The following is a 19,733-nucleotide window of genomic DNA, read 5'->3' as shown; positions in this document are numbered from 1 at the left end:
GCGGGGGTACCGGGAGGTGGCGGATGGCCGTTCAGCCGTGGGGTGACCAGGGCCACGGGATGGCCAAGCCTCCCGCGTCCGTGCCGCCGGTGCCGGGGATGCCGCCCGGCGCGCCGCAGCACGCCGTACCGCAGCACGTCGCGATGCCGCAGTCGGCGATGCGCGCGGCGACCGCGGACCGCGAGCGGACGGTGGACGTGCTGAAGGCCGCGTTCGCCGAGGGCCGGCTGAGCGCCGCCGAGTACGGCGACCGGTTCGACGCGGCGAGCACCGCGCAGACCTACGGCCAGCTCGCCCGGCTGGTCGCCGACCTGCCGTCCGGTCCGATGGTGGCCCCGCAGATGATGGCGCCGACGATGGCCGGACCGGTCGTGGTCCCGGTGCCGCCGACCTTCCTGCCCCCGCCGCCGGCCCGCCGGACCAACGCCCTCGCGGTGACCTCGCTGGTGCTGGGCCTGCTCTGCGTGCCGACCGGCGGCCTGCTGGGGGTGCCGGCCGTGATCGCCGGCCACGTCGGCCGCAGGCAGGCGGCGGAGCGCAACGAGGACGGCGACGGCATGGCCGTCACCGGGATCGTCTTCGGCTGGCTGTCGATCGCCTTCTGGGCGCTGATCCTCACCGTGGCGGTCATGTTCGGCTGACCGCCGGCCGCCCGCGGGCGGGCCGTCCCCCGGGTGGCGGCGGCCTCCCCGGTGTGGTAGGGCGGTAGGAGGGCGGTCCGACACCGGGCGGCCGCGCGCGGGACACCCGGGCGACACCCGGCCGACGGCCCCCACCTGCGGCGTTGCATTTGTTTTGACCGCGCCCGATGCGCTAGGTACGCTCTGACCTTGTGCCTGGGGTGTCCCCGGGTCCTTGTGCGTGCATGCACACCGGTCGCCGCGCCGAGCCGGAGCGCCTCCCAGCGCGCCGCGCGTAGAGCGCCGTCGCTGTACATCAGCCCACGGGATTCCGTGCCGGAAAAAACCCAACACACCCGACCGCGTGGGTCGACCACGGGGCCGTGTGCGAGGGAATCACCGCAGGTTAGTTCCACCAAGCCTTGGCACACAGAAAACGGAGAAACGGTGCCTACGATCCAGCAGCTGGTCCGAAAGGGCCGGCAGGACAAGGTCGAGAAGAACAAGACTCCCGCGCTGAAGGGCTCCCCGCAGCGCCGTGGGGTCTGCACGCGTGTGTACACGACCACCCCGAAGAAGCCGAACTCGGCGCTTCGTAAGGTCGCCCGTGTGCGCCTCACCAGCGGGATCGAGGTCACCGCTTACATTCCGGGCGAGGGCCACAACCTGCAGGAGCACTCCATCGTGCTGGTTCGCGGTGGTCGTGTGAAGGACCTTCCTGGTGTCCGCTACAAGATCATCCGCGGTTCGCTCGACACCCAGGGTGTCAAGAACCGCAAGCAGGCCCGCAGCCGCTACGGCGCCAAGAAGGAGAAGTAAGAATGCCTCGTAAGGGCCCCGCCCCGAAGCGCCCGGTCATCATCGACCCGGTCTACGGCTCCCCGGTCGTCACCCAGCTGGTCAACAAGATCCTGCTGCACGGCAAGCGCTCCACCGCCGAGCGGATCGTCTACGGCGCCCTCGAGGGCGTCCGTGAGAAGACCGGCTCGGACCCGGTCGTGACGCTGAAGCGCGCGCTGGAGAACGTCAAGCCGGCCCTCGAGGTCAAGTCCCGCCGTGTCGGTGGCGCGACCTACCAGGTTCCGGTCGAGGTCCGTCCGGGCCGCGCCAGCACCCTGGCGCTGCGCTGGATGGTCGGCTACTCGCGTGCCCGTCGCGAGAAGACCATGACCGAGCGCCTGATGAACGAGATCCTCGACGCCAGCAACGGCCTGGGCGCTTCCGTGAAGCGTCGCGAGGACACCCACAAGATGGCCGAGTCCAACAAGGCCTTCGCGCACTACCGCTGGTAGTCCGTACCCCGTCACTAGACAGAGAGAGAACGAGCCACCATGGCTGCAACCTCCCTTGACCTCGCCAAGGTCCGCAACATCGGGATCATGGCGCACATCGACGCGGGCAAGACCACCACCACCGAGCGGATCCTGTTCTACACCGGTGTGTCGTACAAGATCGGTGAGGTCCACGATGGCGCTGCCACCATGGACTGGATGGAGCAGGAGCAGGAGCGCGGCATCACGATCACGTCGGCCGCGACGACCTGTCACTGGACCGTCGACGATGCCGACCACACGATCAACATCATCGACACCCCGGGTCACGTCGACTTCACCGTCGAGGTGGAGCGCTCGCTGCGCGTCCTCGACGGTGCCGTGACGGTGTTCGACGGTGTCGCCGGTGTGGAGCCCCAGTCCGAGACCGTGTGGCGGCAGGCTGACCGCTACGGCGTTCCGCGCATCTGCTTCATCAACAAGCTGGACCGCACGGGCGCCAACTTCTTCTTCTGCGTCCAGACCATCGTGGACCGCCTCGGCGCGACCCCGCTGGTCATGCAGCTGCCGATCGGTGCCGAGTCGGACTTCCAGGGCGTTGTCGACCTGGTCCGCATGAAGGCGCTGGTCTGGTCGGCCGAGGCCGCCAAGGGCGAGATGTACGACATCGTCGACATCCCGGCCGAGCTGCAGGAGCAGGCGGACGAGTACCGCGAGGCCCTGATCGACACCGTGTCGAACGTCAGCGACGAGATCATGGAGCTCGCCCTGGAGGGCGAGGACATCCCGGTCGAGCTGCTGCAGACCGCGATCCGCAAGGGCACGCTGAACTCGGACTTCACCCCGATCTTCTGCGGCACCGCGTTCAAGAACAAGGGCGTCCAGCCCCTGCTCGACGCCGTCGTCAAGTACCTGCCGTCCCCGCTGGACATCGAGTCCATCGAGGGCACCAAGCCGGGCGACGACACCGTCAAGATCTCCCGCAAGGCCTCGGACGACGAGCCGCTCGCCGCGCTCGCGTTCAAGATCATGTCGGACCCGCACCTCGGCAAGCTCACCTTCGTCCGGGTCTACTCGGGCCGCCTGGAGTCCGGCACCTCGGTGCTGAACGCCGTCAAGGGCAAGAAGGAGCGCATCGGCAAGATCTACCGCATGCACGCGAACAAGCGTGAGGAGATCGAGTCGGTGGGCGCCGGCGACATCATCGCCGTCATGGGCCTGAAGCAGACCACCACCGGTGAGACGCTGTCCGACGAGAAGAACCCGGTCATCCTGGAGTCCATGGACTTCCCGGCCCCGGTCATCCGCGTCGCGATCGAGCCCAAGTCCAAGGGTGACCAGGAGAAGCTGGGTGTCGCCATCCAGCGTCTCGCCGAGGAGGACCCGTCCTTCCAGGTCAACACGGACGAGGAGACCGGCCAGACCATCATCGCGGGTATGGGCGAGCTGCACCTCGAGGTGCTCGTCGACCGTATGCGCCGTGAGTTCAAGGTCGAGGCCAACGTCGGCAAGCCGCAGGTCGCGTACCGCGAGACGATCCGTCAGGCCGTCGAGCGCATCGACTACACCCACAAGAAGCAGACCGGTGGTTCCGGTCAGTTCGCCAAGGTGCAGATCGCGATCGAGCCGCTCGAGCAGGCCGAGGGCTACGAGTTCGTCAACCTGGTCACCGGTGGCCGCGTGCCGCGCGAGTACATCCCGTCGGTCGACGCCGGCTGCCAGGAGGCCATGGAGTTCGGCATCCTCGCCGGCTACCCGCTGCAGGGTGTCCGCGTGAAGCTGCTCGACGGTGCCGCGCACGACGTCGACTCCTCCGAGCTCGCGTTCAAGATCGCCGGCTCGATGGCCTTCAAGGAAGGCGCCAGGAAGGCCAAGCCGGTCCTCCTGGAGCCGATGATGGCCGTCGAGGTCACCACGCCCGAGGACTACATGGGCGACGTGATCGGCGACATCAACTCTCGCCGTGGCCAGATCCGGTCCATGGACGAGCGTCACGGTGCCCGCGTCGTCACGGCGCTGGTGCCCCTCTCCGAGATGTTCGGCTACGTCGGTGACCTGCGCAGCAAGACCTCCGGTCGCGCGAGCTACTCGATGCAGTTCGACTCGTACGCCGAGGTTCCCCGGAACGTCGCGGACGACATCATCGCGAAGGCCAAGGGCGAGTGACGTCCCGACTTTCGGGACGATAACCACCCCTTAGGCTATTAGGAGGCAACCCGGGAGGATCCGGTTCGGATCCTCCCGGGGCCTCCGGCCCCCCCACCAGCGGGACGGCACGGGATGTCCTCCGGACAACCCGCACCACAACCGATCAAAGACCAACTGACGTCACCACGGCGTACAGAACTGTCCTCAGGAGGACTCAGTGGCGAAGGCGAAGTTCGAGCGGACGAAGCCCCACGTCAACATCGGCACCATCGGTCACATCGACCACGGTAAGACCACGCTGACCGCGGCCATCACCAAGGTGCTGCACGACGCGTACCCGGAGATCAACCCCTTCACGCCGTTCGACCAGATCGACAAGGCGCCGGAGGAGCGGCAGCGCGGTATCACCATCTCCATCGCGCACGTCGAGTACCAGACCGAGGCGCGCCACTACGCCCACGTCGACTGCCCGGGTCACGCGGACTACATCAAGAACATGATCACCGGTGCCGCCCAGATGGACGGCGCCATCCTGGTGGTCGCCGCCACCGACGGCCCGATGCCGCAGACCAAGGAGCACGTCCTCCTGGCCCGCCAGGTCGGCGTTCCGTACATCGTTGTCGCCCTGAACAAGGCCGACATGGTGGACGACGAGGAGATCCTGGAGCTCGTCGAGCTCGAGGTCCGTGAGCTGCTCTCCGAGTACGAGTTCCCGGGCGACGACCTGCCGGTCGTCCGCGTCTCCGCCCTGAAGGCCCTCGAGGGCGACAAGGAGTGGGGCGAGAAGCTCCTCGGCCTCATGCACGCGGTCGACGAGAACATCCCCACCCCGGCCCGCGCCGTGGACCAGCCGTTCCTGATGCCGATCGAGGACGTCTTCACGATCACCGGTCGTGGCACCGTCGTCACCGGTCGTATCGAGCGCGGTATCCTCAAGGTCAACGAGACCGTCGACATCATCGGCATCAAGACCGAGAAGACCACCACCACGGTCACCGGCATCGAGATGTTCCGCAAGCTGCTCGACGAGGGCCAGGCCGGTGAGAACGTCGGTCTGCTGCTCCGTGGCATCAAGCGCGAGGACGTCGAGCGCGGCCAGGTCATCATCAAGCCGGGTTCGGTCACCCCGCACACCGACTTCGAGGCCCAGGCCTACATCCTGTCGAAGGACGAGGGTGGCCGTCACACCCCGTTCTTCAACAACTACCGCCCGCAGTTCTACTTCCGTACCACGGACGTGACCGGCGTCGTGACCCTCCCCGAGGGCACCGAGATGGTCATGCCGGGCGACAACACCGGCATGACGGTCGCGCTGATCCAGCCGATCGCCATGGAGGAGGGCCTGAAGTTCGCCATCCGTGAGGGTGGCCGCACCGTCGGCGCCGGCCAGGTCACCAAGATCATCAAGTAATTGATGTTCTGACCTGCCTGGACCGCACAGGCGATCCGAAGGGCCCCGCACACCCTGGGTGTGCGGGGCCCTTCGGCGTTCCCGCCCCGCCCCGGTGAACGACTGGTCGCTCCGGGTGAACGGAGGCTCCTCGGGCGCGCGCGTTCCGGATAAACTGAGCGACCCCGCGGCCCGCCCCGAACCGGGCCGACCGGGCTTCTCCGAGCCCCACTCGCCGAAAGCGCTCCGGAATGGCCTCTCCTCCACTCCTGACGAAGCCCTCGCTGTTCCGGCGCCGTTCCGCCGCCCGCGCGGACGGGGCGGGCGAGGGCGGACCGGCCCGGCGGCCGCGGCTGTACGCCCTCGACGGGATGCGGCTGCTGGCGGCGCTGAGTGTGGTCTGCTTCCACTGGGCGGCGTACGTGGACGTCTCCGGGGTGTGGGAGGGGGTGACGCCCCGGGAGGCGCTGCCCCGGCTGAACCAGGTGGCCGCCTACGGCTGGCTGGGCGTCGAACTCTTCTTCGTCATCAGCGGGTTCGTGATCTGCATGAGCTGCTGGGGCAAGCGGCCCGGTGAGTTCTTCGTCTCCCGGGTGGTCCGCCTCTACCCGGGGTACTGGGTGGCCGTCCTGCTCACCGGCTCCGTGCTGCTCGCGTTCGGGGAGTACGCCCGGACCTTCGCGGCGAGGGGTCTGCACGTCGACACCGTCGTCGCCAACCTGACCATGCTTCAGGAGCCGCTCGGCATGAGGCACGTGGACGGCGTCTACTGGACGCTCTGGGTCGAGACGCGGTTCTACCTGCTGTTCGCCCTGGTGGTGGCGACCGGCCTCACGTACCGCAGGGTGGTGGCGTTCTGCGGGATCTGGACGATCCTGGCCGTCCTCGCGCCGCAGGGCGGGATCCCGCTGCTGTCCACCTTCGCCATGCCCGACGAGGCGCCGTTCTTCATCGCCGGCGTCGGGATGTTCCTGATGCACCGCTTCGGCCGCGACCCGCTGCTGTGGGGGATCGTCGGCCTCTCCTGGATCCTCGCGCTCTCCCGCCTGCGCCACCTGCGGGAGGTCTACGTCGAGGTCCTCGGCCACGGGCTGTCCTGGTACGCCATGGCCGCCGGGGTGACCGCCGCCTTCGCCCTGGTGCTCGGCGCCGCGCTCGGGCTGTTCGACCGGGTCCGGTGGAAGGGGCTGACCGTGGCGGGGGCGCTCACCTATCCGCTGTACCTGATCCACCAGGAGGTCGGCTGGACGGTGATCCACGTCCTGCGGCTGCACCGGGTCGGGGTCGCGGCGGCGCTCGGGACCGCGCTCGTCCTGATGCTGCTGACGGCCTGGACGGTCCACCGGGTGGTCGAGCGGCCGGTGTCCGCACTCCTCAAGAACGCGCTGGACCGTTCGATGGCGACCCTCCGCAGGGCCTCGGACGAGCCGGCGGCGCTGCGGTCCTGAGGGAGCGGGGCAGGATGAGGACGATGCTCAAGAAGCATTCATGCGGCGCTGAAAACCTGCTGTTAGCCTGGCCGCGATCACCCGGACGGCACAGACGGCTCACATCATCTCCCACTCGCCGTCTCGATCGGCCGGGACCCGGGCGCGGGCTGCCGATGTCCGATCGATCGCTTTCGAGACCCAAGGGACGAGGCGACACCTGATGTTCAACGCAGCAGCCCACGACGCGGGAAAGGCGGCCGAGGGGCCGGCGCCGCTGTTGTCGGTCGTCATGCCGATCTACAACGAGCAGGAGGCCCTGCCACTCACCGTCGAGCGGCTGCGGCCGATCCTGGACGGGTTGGGGATCGACTACGAGGTCGTCGGCGTCGACGACGGCAGCACCGACGCCACCCCGGCGATCATGCAGAAGGTGCGCCAGGACTGGCCGCAGTTCCGGATCGTCCGCTTCGCCCGCAACTCCGGGCACCAGGCCGCGCTGACCGCCGGCATCCACCGGGCCTTCGGCGACTACGTGGTGTCGATCGACGCCGACCTGCAGGACCCGCCGGAGAAGATCCCCGAGATGCTCTCGCTCGCGCGCGAGGGGAACCTCGACGTCGTCTACGGCGTGCGCGGCGACCGCGGCACCGACACCGCCTTCAAGCGCCGCACCGCCGGCGCCTACTACTGGCTGATGCGCAAGCTGGTCGGCAAGAAGATGCCGAACCAGGCCGGCGACTTCCGCCTGCTCAGCCGCGCCGCGGTGAACGCCCTCAAGGCGATGCCCGAGCACCAGCCGGTCTACCGCCTGCTGGTGCCGTGGCTGGGCTTCCCCAGCGGCGAGGTCGTCTACGTGCGCGAGGAGCGGGTCGCGGGGTCGACCCACTACCCGCTCTCCAAGATGGTCCGGCTCGCCCTCGACAGCATCACCAACTTCTCCGCCGCCCCGCTGCGGCTCGCCACCTGGCTCGGCATGCTGAGCTTCGTGCTCTGCGTCGCGCTCGGCATCTACACTGCGGTCGAGTACGTGCGCGGCGAGACCGTGCCGGGCTGGTCCTCGCTCTTCGTCGGGATGCTGTTCCTGGGAGCCGTCCAGCTGATCTGCATCGGCCTGCTCGGCGAGTACGTCGGCCGGATCTACTCGGCGGCCCAGGCCCGCCCGGCGTACTTCGTCGGCTACGACTCGGCCGAGGAAACCGACGAGGGGACGCGGAAGGTCTCCGCCTACGCGATGTGATCCCGGCCCCGGCCGGGCCCCGGCGCCCCGCCGGGCGACGCAGTGGCGCAGTGGCGCAGGAGAAGTGGACGATGGGCACGACTGACGGCACCGTATCCGCGCCGGGCGCGCGGGCCGCCGCGCCGGTGCGGTCCGGTGCGAGCCCCGTGTCGGGGGCCGGAGCCCGGTACGGGGCGGGCACCCGGCTGCCCGGGTTCCTGCCCGCGGCCGCGGCGTACGCCCTGCTGGTCGCCCTGCTGTCGGCCGCCGACACCCCGCCCGGCGACATCGCCCGCTACACCGGCTACCTGCTCTGGGCCGTCCTGCTGCCCGGCACGCTGGTCTTCCGGGCGCTCCGGCGCCGGCCGCACACGCTGCTGGAGGACCTCGCCCTCGGCGCGGTGGTCGGGCTGGCCCTGGAACTGCTCGCCTGGGCCGTGCTGGTCGGCCTCGGCCTGCAGTCGGCGGCCGCCGCCTGGCCGCTGGCCGTGGTGGTCCCGTTCCTCGCGGTGCCGGGGCTGCGGCGGCACTGGCTCCCGCGCGGCTACCGCCGGATGCCGGCCGGCTGGTCCTGGTCGGTCGCCGGCACGGTCGCGCTGACCGGCGGCTACCTCTACGCGGTCTTCCTGAGCCGGAACCCGGTGCTGCCGGACACCGAGACCACCCGGCAGTACATCGACCTGCCGTACCTGCTCTCGCTGGCCGGCAACGCCAAGCACCACATGCCGCCGACCTTCCCGCAGGCCGCCGGGGAGCCGCTGCACTACCACTGGTTCACCTTCGCCCACATGGCCATGGGCGACCTGGTCGGGGGCATCGACCTGACGGTGATCCAGATGCGGCTGATGGTGCCCGCGCTGGCCGCGCTCGCCATGGTGGTCACCACCGCGGTGGCCCACCGGCTGACCGGCCGGCCGTGGGCCGGCCCGGTCGCGGCCCTGCTGATCTTCGCGGTGGGCGAGTTCGGCGCCGGATACCCGAACGACTCGCCGAGCTGGACCTTCGGGGCCCCGGCCGTGCCGCTGATGATGTGGGCGAGCCTGTCGCTGACCTACAGTCAGCCGCTGCTGATGGCGCTGGTGGGCGTGGTCGGCGACGCGCTGCGCGGCCGCGGCGGCCGGGAGGACGGCGGCGTCCCCGCCCTCGGCCGGGGCGCCCTCGTCCTGACTGCCCTGTTCGCGCTGGCCTCCAGCGCGGCCAAGGCGAGTTCACTGCCGGTGACCCTGGCCGGCCTGGCGTTCGCGGGCCTGATGGTGCTGATCGGCACCCGGCGCGTCCCGTGGACCGTCGTCGGGCTCGGCGCGATCGTCGCCGCGGCCCAGCTCTTCGCCACCGCCGCGGTGTTCCGGTTCCGGAGCTACGGCCTCGAAGTGGTGCCCTTCGGCAACATCGCCAAGTACTGGGCCGATCCGCAGCAGAGCCGGACCGCGGCGGCGCGGAGCGCGGTGGTCGCCGTCACCCTGGTCGCGTTCCTGCTCAACCACCAGCTCCGGATGGCGGGGATGGTCCCGCTGTTCCGGCGCCGCCGGCTCCGGCTGGAGCCGGCCCAGTGGTTCCTGCTCGGCGGGGCCGTCGCCGGGCCGGCGGCCTACCTGGCGGTCAACGGCTTCAACTCCAGCTACTTCACGCTCGCCGGGCTCTCCTTCGGCGTCCTGCTGTCCGCCTGGGGCTACACCGAGGTCTTCGAGCGCGCCGCGCTGCCGGCCCGGGGCAAGGCCGCGCTGGCCGTCGGCACGCTCGCCTTCGTCCTGCTGCTCACCTACGGCATCCACCGCCACGCCGAGGACTGGGCGGCCTTCGCCCTGCGGACGGTCGGCGACGCCGGGGGCACCGCGTCCTACGCCGCGCTGGTGCCGGCGCTGGCCGCGGCCGCGGCGCTCGCGGGCATCGCGGCGCTGTGCGGCCTGCTGTGGCGGGCCGCGGGCCGGGCGCTGCCCGCCCTGCGCCGCCGCGGCGGCCTGGTCCTGCTCACCGCGGCGCTGGCGGCGGGCGCGCCCGCGCTGCTGCTCGACGTGCGGCAGGCGGGGGAGCGGCCCTGGGACGGCGCCTGGCCGCTGCCCGCCAGCCAGGTGCAGGCCGCGCGCTGGGTGCGCGCGCACAGCGCGCCCGAGGACGTGCTCGCCACCAACACCCACTGCCGCTCGGACACCGACTACGCCCACCCCGGGGCGGCGTGCACCAACGCGCTGTCGTTCTACCTGAGCGCCTACTCGGAGCGCTCGGTGCTGGTGGAGGGCTGGGCCTACTCGCCGCGGCTGCTGTCCGAGCGGTCCGGCGGCTTCTGGGACCAGCGGCTGCTCGCGCTGAACGACGACGCCGTCTACCGGCCGACCGCCGACGTCCTCGGCCGGCTGCGCGCCGAGCACCGCGTCCGCTACGTCGTGGTGAACCGCAGGACCGGGCCGGAGTCGCCGGCCCTGAAGACCCTCAGCACGCGGGTCTTCGACAACGGCCGGATGGCCGTGTACGAGCTCTCCTGACCGACTCCGAAGCATTGGGCATCCAGATGGTCTCCACCGAAAAGCCTCCCGCGGCCACGCCGGACCAGCGGCCGGCGGCGCCGCCGGCCGGCACGGTCAAGCGCCAGCTCCCGTCCTTCGCGGTGATCGGCGTGCTGAGCACGCTGTTCTACCTGGTCCTGTACGTGGCCGCGCGGTGGCTCGTCGACGCGCAGGCGGCGAACCTGATCGCGCTCGCGGTGAGCGCGGTCGCCAACACCGCCGCCAACCGGCGCTTCACCTTCGGCATCACCGGCAGCGACGGCGCCGTCAAGCACCAACTGCAGGGCGCGGTGGCGTTCCTGATCGGCCTGGGGCTGAGCGCCGGGATGCTGGCCCTGCTGGACCGGGCCGTGCCGGACGCCTCCAAGGCGGTCGAGGTCGGTGGGCTGATCGTGGCCAACGGCCTGGCCACGGTGGTGCGCTTCCTGCTGCTGAAGGTCTGGGTCTTCAAGGACTGAGCACCTCGGGCCCGGGGTGCTCAGGCCCCTTCGGCGGACGCCGCGCGGGACCGCGCCCACGGCAGGGCGCGGTCCCGCAGCCGCAGCGCCGGCCGCTCCACGCAGTGCCAGGAGAACGCCGCCAGCACCGCGGCGGCGGCCAGCGCGCAGACCAGGAAGCCGGCCTTGCCGAGGCGCGCGGCGCCGAGCAGGGCGAGCGCCTGCTCGACCGGGAAGCCGTAGATGTAGAGCCCGTACGAGTAGTCGGCGCGCCGGCCGACGCGCCGCAACCGGTCCGGCATCCGGGCGGCCGCCCAGAGCAGCAGGTAGACCAGCGCCGGGTGGCCGAACTCGGGGTAGCCGCCCCAGCGGACGGTCACCGGCAGGACGACCGCCGCGGCCAGTGCCAGCCCGTCGTACAGCGGCACCCGGTCGGCCCACAGCCGCGCCGCCGAGCCGAGCAGGAACACCAGGCCGAGGCGGAGCAGCAGGTGGCCGCTGAGCAGGCCGAGGCCGGGCACGGTGATCGAGGGGCCGCCCAGCGGGTCGGCGGGGGAGGGCGGGTCGAGCAGGCGGGAGGCGGTGAGCAGCCAGAGCCCGGCCGCCGCGGCCGGCACGAGGCGGCGGTGGCGGCGCAGCACGCCGAGGGCGGCGAGCAGGCCGACGACGAGGTAGCAGAGCACCTCGTACTTGAGCGACCAGAGGGCGCCGTTGAAGCTGCGGTCGAAGTTGGTGCCGAGGCGCACGCCTTCGGCGAGCACCCCGGAGACGTCCCAGCCGGCGGTGGGGGAGCCGCTGCCGAGGCTGGTGACGTAGCCGGCCGGGCCGTCGGGGCGGCTCCAGAAGCCGGCCAGGGTGCCGTGCTGCCGGAGGTAGAGCGGCGGGGTGAGCACGACCGCGCAGAACACCAGCGAGACGAACAGGCCGGGCAGGATGCGCAGGGCGCGGTGCCAGGCGTAGCGCAGCGCCGGGAGTCTGGCCGCGCTGCCGGTGATCATGAACCCGGAGAGCGCGAAGAAGCCGAGGACGGCGGTCTTGCCGAGGTCCGTGGTCCCGCCGCTCCAGTCCCACAGCGGGTCCAGCGGGCCCCAGCCGACCGGCCAGACGTGCGAGACGATCACGGCGGCGGCCAGCAGCAGCCGCAGTGCGCCGAAGCCGTTGGCCCGACCGGTGGTGAGCTGCGCGAGGGTGCCGCGCGGGCGGAGCAGAGGGTGGCGCTGGGGGCGCGTGCTCATGGCTTCCCGACGGAGGGGGTGGAGGGAACGGGAGGGGGCGGGCCGTGCGGCCCGCCCCCGTCGCGCGCGGAGCCCGGTGTCAGGCGGTCTGCGCCTGCCACAGGGCGCGGACGGACTGGCGCAGCGAGCGCTTGGGCACCCAGCCCAGGTGGTCGCGGGCGGCGAGGACGTCCATCTGCTGCCACTCGGTCTCCGGGCCGGTGCCCTCCGGGGCGGGGACCTCGGTGACCGCGGTCGGCACGCCGCTCTCCTCGATCAGCAGGTCGACCAGCTGCCGGGCGGCGGCGGCCGAGCCGCTGCCGATGTTGAGCACCGCCGGGACGCGGCGGCCGGCGGCCAGGCCCTCGGCGGCGAGCTGCACGGCGTCCAGGGTGTCGACGAGGTCGACGAAGTCGCGCTGGGCGGAGAGCGGCTGGAGCGACAGCTCGGCGGTGGCGCCGGCCAGGCGGGCGGCGTCGAGCTTGGCGGCCATCACGCCGAGCAGGCTGTGGCCGGGCTGGCCGGCGCCGACGACGTTGCCGAGCCGCAGCACGACCGCGGCCAGTCGGCCGGACTCGGCGGCGCGCACGACGGCCTCGGTGGCGACGAGCTTGAGCCGGCCGTACTCCATCACCGGGGCCGGGGTGTCCCGCTCGTGCTGGCTGACGCCGATCGGCGCCATGCCGTACTCGTGCACGCTGCCGAGGTGGACCAGCCGGGCCGGGGCGGCCATCGCGGCGACGGCCTCGATCAGCCGCTCGGTGAGCACGACGTTGGCCTCGTGCATCTGCTCGTCGGTGAGGCCCCACATGCCGCCGGCGGCGTTGACGACGGTGTCGATCCGCTCGCGGTCGAGCAGTTCGGCGAGCTCGGCCGGGTCCGCGGTGGACAGGTCGAAGGCGGCGAACCGGCCGGGGGCGGGGACCTCGGGGGCCTTGCGGGCGACGCTGAGGACCTCGATGCCCTGCTCCAGGAGCCGGTCGCCGAGCAGTCGGCCGATGAAGCCGGTGCCGCCGAGGACGGCGTAGCGGGCCGGGGCCGGGTGCGGGGTGGTCATGGCAGGGGACTCCCTAGATGGCGGTGCTCGGCGGGGGGACGGGCTCGGCGCGGCCGGTGCGGCGGCCGAGGCTCAGCGGGGCTGGCCCGCGGTGCTGGTGGCGTTGCGCAGCAGGGTCTTGGCGCCGTCCCACTGCCCGGCGCGCACCGCGCCCGGGACCAGGGTGAGCGCGTGGATGCGGGCCGACAGGTGCAGCCGGGAGGCCTTGGCGGCGCGGTGCCAGCCGTGCGCGTCGAGCCGGTCGGCGACGTCCAGGAAGTAGCGGCGGGCCTCGGTGAAGCGCGAGCCGCTGAACGCCGAGGAGGTGGAGGCGGAGACGGCGTGCCGGCGGTACTGGAACGCCTTGGTGTCGTCGACGACCATGTGCTCGCCGGCCTGCAGCAGGTCGATGACCAGCGCGAGGTCCTGGATGATCTCCAGGTTGTCCCGGAAGCCGGCGGTCTTCACGGCGTCGGTGCGCCAGCAGATCGCCGGGAAGTACAGCCAGTTGCCGCGGAGCAGGCTGACCGCGAGCTCCTCGCCGCCCAGCAGCCGGCGGCCCTGGATCTTGGGCGCGTACAGCCGCCGCTTGGCCTCGTCGGCCAGCGTGGAGCTCACCTTGCCGGCGCTGTCGATGACGTCGACGCCGGGCTGCACCATGGCGACCCTCGGGTACTGCTCCAGGATCGAGCGGATGTTGGCCACGTAGGTGGGCAGCATGATGTCGTCGGTGCCCATGAACACCATGTGCTCGTACTCGGCCAGGCCCAGGCACTTGCGGTAGTTGCCGGTGACGCCGAGGTTCTGCTCGTTGCGGAAGTAGCGCACCCGGTCGTCGCCGAGCTGGGCGAACCACTCCGGGACCCCGGGCTCCTTGCCGTCGTCCACGACGGTCAGCCGCCAGTCGCCGTCGGTCTGGGCCAGCACGCTGCGCACCGCGGCCTGCATCAGCGCGACGTCGCCGTAGTACGGAAGCAGGATTTCCAGTGTCGTCATGGGGGGCACATCCGCTGGTCGGAGTCGGGGCCGGGACAGGGGGACCCTGCGGCGGGCCCATCATACTGAGCCGTCCGGGGCGGTCCGCCCGCCGCTGTCCCGCCCCCGGTACGGCGGTGCCCGGGCCGCCGCGGGGGCGGACCGGGCACCGGTCGGGGTCGGTTCGGGGTCGGTCGCGGTCAGGAGAGGCGCAGGCTCGCGGTGTACTCCTGGCAGGCCGTGTAGTCCGGCAGCAGGCCGGTGGCGAGCGCCCTGGCCAGTGAGGGGGCGACCGCGTCCTTGGCGGAGAGCCGCGGCTCGTCCACCGGCCACGCGATCCCCAGGTCCGGATCGAGCGGGTGGACGCCGTGCTCGCCGCCCGGGTTGTAGGTCTCCGAGCAGATGTACGACAGCGCGGCGCCGTCGGTCAGCGCGCAGAACCCGTGGCCGAGGCCCTCGCAGACGTAGAGGCACTTGCGCTCCACCTCGTCGAGGCGGACGAGCTCCCACGTGCCGAAGGTCGGGGAGCCGACACGCAGGTCGACGACCGCGTCCAGCACGGCGCCGCGCACGCAGCTGACGTACTTGGCCTGGCCGGGCGGGACATCGGCGAAGTGGATGCCGCGGACGACCCCGCGACCCGAGACCGACAGGTTGCCCTGCGCGAGGCGCAGCGGGTGGCCGACCGCCTCGGCCAGCAGGTCGAAGCGGTACCACTCCATGAACGCGCCGCGCGGGTCCCGGAGTTGCTCAGGAGTGATCTCTAAGGCCCCCGGGACGGACAACTCGCGGAGTCTCATTGCCTGACTTCCTCCTCCAGCAGGGCGATCAGGTAGTCGCCGTAGCCGCTCTTGCGCAGCGGCTCGGCCAGCTCGCGCAGCTGCGCGGCGGAGATCAGGCCGGCCCGCCAGGCGGCCTCCTCGATGCAGCCGATCTTGAAGCCCTGGCGCTCCTCGATGACCCGGACGAACTCGGAGGCCTGGACCATCGAGACGAAGGTGCCGGTGTCCAGCCAGGCGGTGCCGCGGTCGAGGATGGTGACGTGCAGCTCGCCGGTCTTGAGGTACTCCTCGTTGACGGCGGTGATCTCCAGCTCGCCGCGGGCGCTCGGCTTCAGGCCGGCAGCGATCTTGACCACGCGGTTGTCGTAGAAGTACAGGCCGGGGACGGCGTAGCGGGACTTGGGCTGCGTGGGCTTCTCCTCGATGGAGATGACCTGGCCCTTGTCGTCGAACTCGACCACGCCGTAGGCGGTCGGGTCGGCGACGGGGTACGCGAAGACGCGGCCGCCGACCGGCTCGGTGTGCTGCGAGAGGCGGGTGCCGAGGCCGCTGCCGTGGAAGATGTTGTCGCCGAGGATCAGCGCGACGGGCTGGTCGCCGATGAAGTCGGCGGCCAGGACGAACGCCTGGGCGATGCCCTCGGGCTTCTCCTGGACGGCGTACTCCAGCGTGAGGCCGAACTGGGAGCCGTCGCCGAGCAGCCGCTGGAACTGCTCCTGGTCCTGGGGGGTCGTTATGATCAGGATCTCGCTGATCCCCGCCATGACCAGGGTCGACAGCGGGTAGTAGATCATCGGCTTGTCGAAGACGGGGAGGAGCTGCTTCGAGACTGCTCGGGTCAGCGGCCACAGTCGTGAACCGGTGCCACCCGCCAAGAGGATTCCACGCATGGCGCGAAGCTTATGTGACACGGGAGGCGGCCAGGTCGGGCGAGGTCGGCGAGGGGGCTCGCCCCCGGACGGGGGGCCCGCGGGGCACGGGTAGACTGCCCGCACTATGCGCATCCTCGTGACCGGCGGTGCCGGCTTCATCGGTTCAGAGTTCGTCCGGCAGCTGCTCGGCGCCGGCGCAACGGATCAGATCACCGTCTTCGACAAGCTCACCTATTCGGGTGTCGAGGCCAACCTGGCGCCCGTCGCCGACCACAGCGGCTACACCTTCGTCCGCGGCGACATCTGCGACGCGGAGGCCGTCGACGCGGTCATGCCCGGCCACGACGTGGTCGTCCACTTCGCGGCCGAGTCGCACGTGGACCGCTCGATCGAGGGCGCCGGTCCGTTCGTCGTCACCAACGTCCTGGGCACCCAGGTGCTGCTGGACGCGGCGAAGAAGCACGGCGTCGGCCGCTTCGTGCACGTGTCCACCGACGAGGTGTACGGCTCCATCTCCGAGGGCTCGTGGACCGAGGAGTGGCCGCTGGCCCCGAACTCCCCGTACTCCGCCTCCAAGGCCGGTTCCGACCTGCTGGCGCTCGCCTACCACCGCACCCACGGCATGGACGTGGTGGTCACCCGCTGCTCCAACAACTACGGGCACTACCAGTTCCCGGAGAAGGTCATCCCGCTGTTCACCACCAACCTGCTGGACGGCAGGAAGGTGCCGCTGTACGGCACCGGCGGCAACATCCGCGACTGGCTGCACGTCTCCGACCACTGCCGCGGCATCGAGCTGGCCATGCGCAAGGGCCGGGCCGGCGAGGTCTACAACATCGGCGGCGGCACCGAGATCACCAACAAGGAGCTGACCGGCCTGCTGCTGGAGGCCGCCGGCGCCGACTGGTCGATGGTCGAGCCGGTCGCCGACCGCAAGGGCCACGACCTGCGCTACTCGCTGGACATCAGCAAGATCGGCGAGGAGCTCGGCTACGCGCCGCAGGTCCGCTTCGAGGACGGTCTCGCCGCCACCATCGCGTGGTACCGGGACAACCGCGCCTGGTGGGAGCCGCTGAAGGCCAAGGCCGCCCTGCGATGACCAATCCGGTGTCCAAGCTGCTCGGGGCGCTGCCCCCGGGTGTCCGGCTCGTGCTCGGCGGCACCGTCGTGCTCGGTGCCTCGTCGTACATCTTCCTGGCGCTGGCCGGGCACAGCTTGGACACCGACCAGGTCGCGGGCGTCAACGTCCTGTGGACCCTGGTGATGTCCGTCGGGTACGGCCTGTTCACTCCGGTCGAACTCGAGCTGAACCGCCTGGTCGCCGCCCGGGACGTGGCCGGCGACGGCCCGGGCCCGGCGATCCGGCGGGTCCTGCTGGCCACCCTGGCGGTGCTGGCCGTGGTCCTGACCGGCGTCGCCGTCGCGGCCCGGCCGATCGCCGACCGGTTCTTCGACGGCAGTCTCGGGCTGGTCGCCGGGCTGGGCGGCGCGATGGTGGGCCTGGCGATCAGCTCGGTGGCGCGCGGCGCGCTGGCCGGGCTCGGCCACTTCGGCTCCTACGGCATGCAGCTCGCCGTCGACGGCGGGCTGCGGATCGGCCTGGCCGCGCTGATCCCGCTGTTCGGTGTGCACTCGCCGACGGCGTTCGCGCTGATCCTGGTGGTCGCCCCGCTGTCGGCCTCGCTGATCGGCATGCGCAAGGTGATCGCCGACCGGCGCGGCGGCCCGGCCCCGGTCTGGCGGGACGTCACCACGGGCCTGGGGCTGCTGACGGCCTCGATGCTGCTCTCCCAGCTGATGGTCAACGCCGTGGTGGTGAGCGTCAGCGGGCTCTCGCCCTCGTCGAAGGCGCTGATCGCGGCGCTGGCCAACGCGGTGGTGCTGGCCCGCGTCCCGCTGTTCGCCTACGCGGCGATCCAGGCCTCGCTGGTCTCCTCGCTCTCCGGAGCGGCGGCCGCCGGCAACCAGGCGGAGTTCCGCCGGATGCTGCTGCGCACCGGCGGGATCGTGGTCGCGATGTGCGCGGCGGCCGGTGTGCCGACGGTGCTGCTCGGCCCGTGGGCCGTCCAGGTGCTCTTCAAGGCGCAGGACGTGCTGGGCGCGACGGACTTCCTCTGGCTGGTGCTGGGCACCCTCTGCTTCATGCTGGCGACCGTGTTCGGACAGGCGCTGCTCTCGCTGGGCCGCCACCAGCGCCAGTTGTTCTCCTGGCTGGCGGGCACCGCGGTGCTGGTCGCCGTCGTCCTGATACCCGGGGACATCGCCACCCGGGCCGAACTGGCCTACCTGGCTGGTGCCGGAGTGAGCGCTGCTGCCATGCTATGGGCGCTGGCGCGTTCGATGGCCGCCCCCGCAGCCGCGGCGGCGGAGCAGCGGGCACCTCTGGCGGCGCGTTAGCACACGGGGCGTCGGCCACGGGGCATCGCCACGCCTTTTAAGATGTCCATACCATTTGTTGGCCACGCCACTGCCGCTGAAAGGCGCTCCCAGTCGTGCAACTCTCCGTCATTACCTCGATCACCGGCGTGCTGGTGCTCGTCTACATCCTGGAGTTGCTGCGCCGGCAGCAACTCCGGGAGAAGTACGCGGCGATCTGGCTCGCGATCGGTGTCGTCGTGGCGCCGCTCGGATTCTTCCCCACGATCCTGGACTCAACCGCCCGCCGGGTCGGTATCGCGTCCGGTGTCAGCCTCGTCCTGTTCGCGGGCTTCGTGCTCGTCCTGCTGGTCTCGCTGCACCTCAGCTGGGAGGCCTCCCGGCTGGAGGCGGAGACCCGCACCCTGGCCGAGGACGTCGCCATGATGCGGGCGCACCTGGCCGAGCACACCGGCTACCCGGTCGCGGGGACGAACCACGACGCGCGCGGCACCAATGACCCCGAGGTGAGGGCATGATCGACGGCAAGAAGGTTCTGATCATCCTTCCCGCCTGGAACGAGTCGGAGGGTCTGCCCAAGATCCTGCGCGAGATCCAGCAGAAGCTGCCCGGGGTGGACACCCTGGTGGTGGACGACGGCTCGGTGGACAACACCGCGGCCGTCGCGGCGGCACACGGCTCCAAGGTCGCCCAGCTCCCGTACAACCTGGGCGTCGGCGGCGCCATGCGGCTCGGCTACCGCTACGCGCACCTGCACGACTACGACATCGCGCTGCAGTGCGACGCCGACGGTCAGCACGACCCCTCCTACGTCCCGACGCTGATCGCCAAGCTCGACGAGGCCGACCTGGTCATCGGCGCGCGGTTCGCCGGCGAGGGCTCCTACAAGGTGCGCGGCCCGCGCGCCTGGGCGATGAAGCTGCTCTCGGTGGTGCTGTCCCGGGTGGCGCGCACCAAGCTCACCGACACCACCTCGGGCTTCAAGGCCTGCAACAAGCCGATGATCGAGTTCTTCTCGCAGTGGTACCCGGTCGAGTACCTCGGCGACACGATCGAGAGCATGGTCGGCGCCGCCCGCTGCGGCTTCGTGATCCGGCAGGTGCCGGTCGCGATGCGCGAGCGGACCACCGGCACCCCCAGCGCCTCGCCGATCAAGGCCACGGTCTACCTGGCCCGGGCCGGCCTGGTGCTGCTGCTCGCGATGATCCGCCGGATGCCGCCGCACCTGCGGCTGATCCAGCCGGCCACCCGGTCGGCCGCCCGCCACCGCGAGCTGGTCGGCAAGGCCTGATCCGATCCCGGGACCGGCGCGAGGCCCGGAGCGTGTGCGCCAGGCGCACACGCTCCGGGCCTAGCCCCACCCCCGCGTAGCCCCCCGGGCCCAACCGGCACCCACCCGCGGCCCCCCGGCGCGGTCGCCGCCGGACTTGCTAGCGTGTCCGTGGCCCCCCGGTCGTTCGGTTAC

The 19,733-nt window shown here is 71.4% G+C and carries 18 protein-coding genes; 13 read left to right on the top strand and 5 right to left on the bottom strand.

Annotated elements, in window-relative coordinates; translation table 11 throughout:
* Positions 1-23: 23 nt before the first annotated feature.
* The 9 genes from ACFVFS_RS14590 (at position 24) to ACFVFS_RS14550 (ending at position 11,034) form a co-directional block, all read left to right on the top strand.
* Positions 24-641: a DUF1707 and DUF4190 domain-containing protein gene (locus ACFVFS_RS14590; RefSeq protein ID WP_380623897.1), complete on the top strand. Its 618-nt coding sequence runs from the start codon at positions 24-26 to the stop codon at positions 639-641.
* Positions 642-1,067: 426 nt separating this feature from the next.
* Positions 1,068-1,439: a 30S ribosomal protein S12 gene (gene rpsL / locus ACFVFS_RS14585; RefSeq protein WP_014144289.1), complete on the top strand. Its 372-nt coding sequence runs from the start codon at positions 1,068-1,070 to the stop codon at positions 1,437-1,439.
* Positions 1,440-1,441: 2 nt separating this feature from the next.
* On the top strand, positions 1,442-1,912 hold the full coding sequence (gene rpsG / locus ACFVFS_RS14580) for a 30S ribosomal protein S7 (protein WP_030055803.1): 471 nt from the start codon (positions 1,442-1,444) through the stop codon (positions 1,910-1,912).
* A 39-nt stretch (positions 1,913-1,951) separates the two neighbouring features.
* Entirely contained in the window at positions 1,952-4,057 is a 2,106-nt protein-coding gene (gene fusA / locus ACFVFS_RS14575; protein WP_380623895.1) for an elongation factor G, read from the top strand.
* A 199-nt stretch (positions 4,058-4,256) separates the two neighbouring features.
* Positions 4,257-5,450 (top strand): elongation factor Tu, encoded by a 1,194-nt coding sequence (tuf, locus tag ACFVFS_RS14570; protein ID WP_380623892.1) that lies wholly within the window; start codon positions 4,257-4,259, stop codon positions 5,448-5,450.
* A 230-nt stretch (positions 5,451-5,680) separates the two neighbouring features.
* Entirely contained in the window at positions 5,681-6,877 is a 1,197-nt protein-coding gene (locus tag ACFVFS_RS14565; RefSeq protein WP_380623889.1) for an acyltransferase family protein, read from the top strand.
* A 202-nt stretch (positions 6,878-7,079) separates the two neighbouring features.
* Positions 7,080-8,096 (top strand): glycosyltransferase family 2 protein, encoded by a 1,017-nt coding sequence (locus tag ACFVFS_RS14560; protein WP_380623887.1) that lies wholly within the window; start codon positions 7,080-7,082, stop codon positions 8,094-8,096.
* A gap of 71 nt (positions 8,097-8,167) precedes the next feature.
* A complete protein-coding gene (locus tag ACFVFS_RS14555) occupies positions 8,168-10,555 on the top strand; it encodes a hypothetical protein (RefSeq protein ID WP_380623884.1) in 2,388 nt (795 codons plus the stop codon).
* Between the two features lie 26 nt (positions 10,556-10,581).
* A complete protein-coding gene (locus ACFVFS_RS14550; protein ID WP_380623882.1) occupies positions 10,582-11,034 on the top strand; it encodes a GtrA family protein in 453 nt (150 codons plus the stop codon).
* A gap of 20 nt (positions 11,035-11,054) precedes the next feature.
* Here the strand turns inward: ACFVFS_RS14550 and ACFVFS_RS14545 are convergent, their stop codons facing one another.
* The 5 genes from ACFVFS_RS14545 to rfbA form a co-directional block, all read right to left on the bottom strand.
* Positions 11,055-12,248 carry an acyltransferase family protein gene (locus ACFVFS_RS14545; protein WP_380623879.1) on the bottom strand — a complete coding sequence of 398 codons (1,194 nt, stop codon included), beginning with the start codon at positions 12,246-12,248 and terminating at the stop codon, positions 11,055-11,057.
* A gap of 79 nt (positions 12,249-12,327) precedes the next feature.
* Positions 12,328-13,284 carry an NAD-dependent epimerase/dehydratase family protein gene (locus ACFVFS_RS14540; RefSeq protein WP_380623876.1) on the bottom strand — a complete coding sequence of 319 codons (957 nt, stop codon included), beginning with the start codon at positions 13,282-13,284 and terminating at the stop codon, positions 12,328-12,330.
* A 72-nt stretch (positions 13,285-13,356) separates the two neighbouring features.
* Positions 13,357-14,259, bottom strand: coding sequence for a glycosyltransferase family 2 protein (locus ACFVFS_RS14535; protein ID WP_380623873.1), 903 nt, complete (start codon positions 14,257-14,259; stop codon positions 13,357-13,359).
* 179 nt (positions 14,260-14,438) lie between these two features.
* On the bottom strand, positions 14,439-15,038 hold the full coding sequence (locus ACFVFS_RS14530) for a dTDP-4-dehydrorhamnose 3,5-epimerase family protein (protein WP_380623870.1): 600 nt from the start codon (positions 15,036-15,038) through the stop codon (positions 14,439-14,441).
* Complete coding sequence (rfbA, locus tag ACFVFS_RS14525; protein WP_380623867.1) at positions 15,035-15,910, bottom strand: glucose-1-phosphate thymidylyltransferase RfbA; 876 nt, start codon at positions 15,908-15,910, stop codon at positions 15,035-15,037. Before rfbA ends, ACFVFS_RS14530 begins: the two co-directional genes overlap by 4 nt.
* A gap of 106 nt (positions 15,911-16,016) precedes the next feature.
* Here rfbA and rfbB point away from each other — a divergent pair, with 106 nt between their 5' ends.
* The 4 genes from rfbB (at position 16,017) to ACFVFS_RS14505 (ending at position 19,559) form a co-directional block, all read left to right on the top strand.
* A complete protein-coding gene (gene rfbB, locus ACFVFS_RS14520) occupies positions 16,017-16,991 on the top strand; it encodes a dTDP-glucose 4,6-dehydratase (RefSeq protein ID WP_380623864.1) in 975 nt (324 codons plus the stop codon).
* Positions 16,988-18,289 (top strand): lipopolysaccharide biosynthesis protein, encoded by a 1,302-nt coding sequence (locus ACFVFS_RS14515; protein ID WP_380623861.1) that lies wholly within the window; start codon positions 16,988-16,990, stop codon positions 18,287-18,289. Before rfbB ends, ACFVFS_RS14515 begins: the two co-directional genes overlap by 4 nt.
* 95 nt (positions 18,290-18,384) lie before the next feature.
* On the top strand, positions 18,385-18,786 hold the full coding sequence (locus ACFVFS_RS14510) for a DUF2304 family protein (RefSeq protein WP_376086158.1): 402 nt from the start codon (positions 18,385-18,387) through the stop codon (positions 18,784-18,786).
* Positions 18,783-19,559 carry a glycosyltransferase family 2 protein gene (locus ACFVFS_RS14505; protein ID WP_380623858.1) on the top strand — a complete coding sequence of 259 codons (777 nt, stop codon included), beginning with the start codon at positions 18,783-18,785 and terminating at the stop codon, positions 19,557-19,559. Before ACFVFS_RS14510 ends, ACFVFS_RS14505 begins: the two co-directional genes overlap by 4 nt.
* Positions 19,560-19,733: the final 174 nt, after the last annotated feature.

It is taken from the genome of Kitasatospora sp. NPDC057692 (assembly GCF_042799475.1).
Lineage (GTDB): Bacteria > Actinomycetota > Actinomycetes > Streptomycetales > Streptomycetaceae > Kitasatospora.
Note: the sequence above shows the minus strand (reverse complement) of the source record. Positions and strands in the feature narration are given on the sequence as shown.